Consider the following 2,425-nt stretch of genomic DNA (forward strand, 5'->3'; position numbering starts at 1 on the left):
AATAATTACTCAATAAATTAACCCAAAACAGACAATTCGTATTTCAACAAACTATCAACTAAAAATCTTACGTCAATATTTTTAGCCAACTAACCAATTAACCAGATTAATTAACAAAATTATACCTTATTTATTAGTAAAAGTAAAAATGATTTCCTTGATTTTTACCTGATCTCCCTCTTTAATTCCCTTTTTAATTAAATCTTTTTCCAAGCCCATTTTTTTTATAATTCTCTGGAAATAATCAATTGCTTCTTCATTATCAAAATTGGTCATCGCTACGATTCGTTCAATTTCTGTACCGCTAACTTCATAGAAGTTCCCCTTTTTATTAACTACAAAACGGGGAGTAAATTTATACACCGCTTCTTTTTCGGGTAACACTTCCCTAAATTTGTCTTTTTCTTTTAATTTTAATTCATTAAGCAAAGAAGAAATGTTCTGGATTAGTTGATCCAATCCTTCTCCGGTTAAAGCAGAAATGGGAAATATTTGCTGCCCTTCCTGCTGGAATGCATTTCTAAAGATGGGTATATTTTCTTTAACTGAAAGAAGGTCACATTTATTTATAGCTATCATCTGTGGCTTGTTGGTCAGCATTTTACTAAAACTATTTAGTTCCTTGTTTATCGCCCTATAACTATTTAGTGGATCTTCTTTTTTCATAGTGGCACCATCGATCAAATGTAATATTACTTTAGTTCTTTCAATATGTTTTAAAAATCTATCTCCTAAACCAGTCCCCTTGTGAGCACCTTCGATTAGACCGGGAATATCCGCTACTATAAAACTTTTTTCTCCCTCCCTACTAATCACCCCTAAATTAGGGCTAAGAGTAGTAAAGGGATAATCGGCAATTTTGGGTTTAGCCGCTGAAATTCGAGAAAGCAAGGTAGACTTTCCGGCATTGGGATAGCCCACTAATCCTATGTCGGCAATTATTTTCAGGCTTAAATGTAGTTTCTTTTCTTCCCCTGGTTCTCCTTTTTGAGCAAATCTGGGACTCCTTCTAACCGAGCTTTTAAAGCGAAAATTTCCTTGTCCACCCTGTCCGCCCTTGGCTACGGTAATCCTTTGTCCGCTTTCTAATAAATCACCTAAAATAGTGGCGCTAACCATATCTTCGACTACAGTTCCCAAAGGGACTTTAATCAATAAATCCTCTCCATTTTTCCCTTTTTTGTTGCTTCCCTGTCCGCTTTCTCCATTTTTTGCTCTTTGATGAGGGTTATTATAGAGATCTACTAGCGTACCAGTTTCATCATCTGCTTCAATGATTATATCTCCGCCTTTTCCCCCGTCTCCCCCGTTGGGACCACCTTTAGGGATATATTTTTCTCTTCTGAAGCTTACAGCTCCGTTTCCCCCTTTTCCTGCTCTTACTTCTATTGTCACTTTATCTACAAACATAATCTTCTCCTATGAAAACGAAAATTCAGCATTAAAACCTTATTTTCATTTTTTATTATTTTATCTAATGATACTAAAAAACCCTGAGTTTTACAAAAAAACTCAGGGTTAATTTGATATAATAGTTTGCTTATTTTAAGATCGTTCGGCATAAACACAAACTTGCTTTCTGTCTCTTCCCTTTCTCTCAAAAGTTACAAATCCTTCGGTTAAAGCAAACAGAGTATCATCATTCCCTCTTCCCACATTTTCTCCGGGAAGAATTTTAGTCCCTCTCTGTCTGATTAAAATACTACCAGCCTTTACAAATTGACCGTCAGACCGCTTGACTCCTAACCGTTTAGGATTACTATCTCTGCCGTTTTTGATTGATCCCTGACCTTTTTTATGTGCCATAAATTCTCACCTCACCCTCTTACCTCTGCCTTTGTTTAAAAGATATTATAGATTGTTTATTGTGTTCTGATACTTTATATATATTATACTTTTAAATTTCTATTTTTTCAATTAATATTTCAGTATAAGGTTGCCTATGTCCGGTCTTTTTGCGATACCTTTTTTTAGATTTATATTTAAAAACCAAAATCTTTTTGGCTTTATCTTGGCTTAATACTTTTCCCACAACTTTAGCTTTTTCTACCAGAGGCTGGCCAATAATATGTTCTCCGTCTTTATCAATAAATAGTATCTGATCAAATTCTACCATCTTTCCCTTTTCCTGGTCTAACTTTTCAATCCTGATAATATCTCCCTCTTTTACTAGATACTGTTTCCCTCCGGTTGCGATAATAGCTTGCATTTTTAGCAATCCTCCTTGCCTTATAAACTCGCCATGATTAGGTAGCAATCGATCAATCGACTACTTTTAGACCCAACCTGTGCGGATGTAAAAACGATGCTTATAAAATTTAGCATATATTTATATGGTTGTCAAATTTATTCGTATTGTTAACGACTAATTTAATTGGTCAATTGGTCAATTGGGGAATTGGGGAATTAGCCAACTATTTAAACA

3 protein-coding genes are annotated in these 2,425 nt (G+C 34.8%); all 3 read right to left on the minus strand.

The annotated features are described in order from the left end of the window. Nucleotides 1–126: 126 nt before the first annotated feature. The 3 genes from obgE to rplU all read right to left on the minus strand — a co-directional run bounded on the left by obgE (nt 127) and on the right by rplU (nt 2,209). Nucleotides 127–1,410, minus strand: coding sequence for a GTPase ObgE (obgE, locus tag ENO17_09915; GenBank protein HER25346.1), 1,284 nt, complete (start codon nt 1,408–1,410; stop codon nt 127–129). A gap of 135 nt (nt 1,411–1,545) precedes the next feature. Continuing rightward, on the minus strand, nt 1,546–1,806 hold the full coding sequence (locus ENO17_09920; GenBank protein ID HER25347.1) for a 50S ribosomal protein L27: 261 nt from the start codon (nt 1,804–1,806) through the stop codon (nt 1,546–1,548). A gap of 91 nt (nt 1,807–1,897) precedes the next feature. Further along, nucleotides 1,898–2,209, minus strand: coding sequence for a 50S ribosomal protein L21 (rplU, locus tag ENO17_09925; GenBank protein HER25348.1), 312 nt, complete (start codon nt 2,207–2,209; stop codon nt 1,898–1,900). Nucleotides 2,210–2,425: the final 216 nt, after the last annotated feature.

It is taken from the genome of Candidatus Atribacteria bacterium (assembly GCA_011056645.1).
GTDB lineage: Bacteria > Atribacterota > Phoenicimicrobiia > Phoenicimicrobiales > Phoenicimicrobiaceae > Sediminicultor > Sediminicultor quartus.

What these genes read in the sequence shown, in the direction of transcription:
- obgE (HER25346.1), bottom strand. Translation starts at nt 1,410, where the DNA reads ATGTTTGTAGATAAAGTGACAATAGAAGTAAGAGCAGGAAAAGGGGGA.
- ENO17_09920 (HER25347.1), bottom strand. Translation starts at nt 1,806, where the DNA reads ATGGCACATAAAAAAGGTCAGGGATCAATCAAAAACGGCAGAGATAGT.
- rplU (HER25348.1), bottom strand. Translation starts at nt 2,209, where the DNA reads ATGCAAGCTATTATCGCAACCGGAGGGAAACAGTATCTAGTAAAAGAG.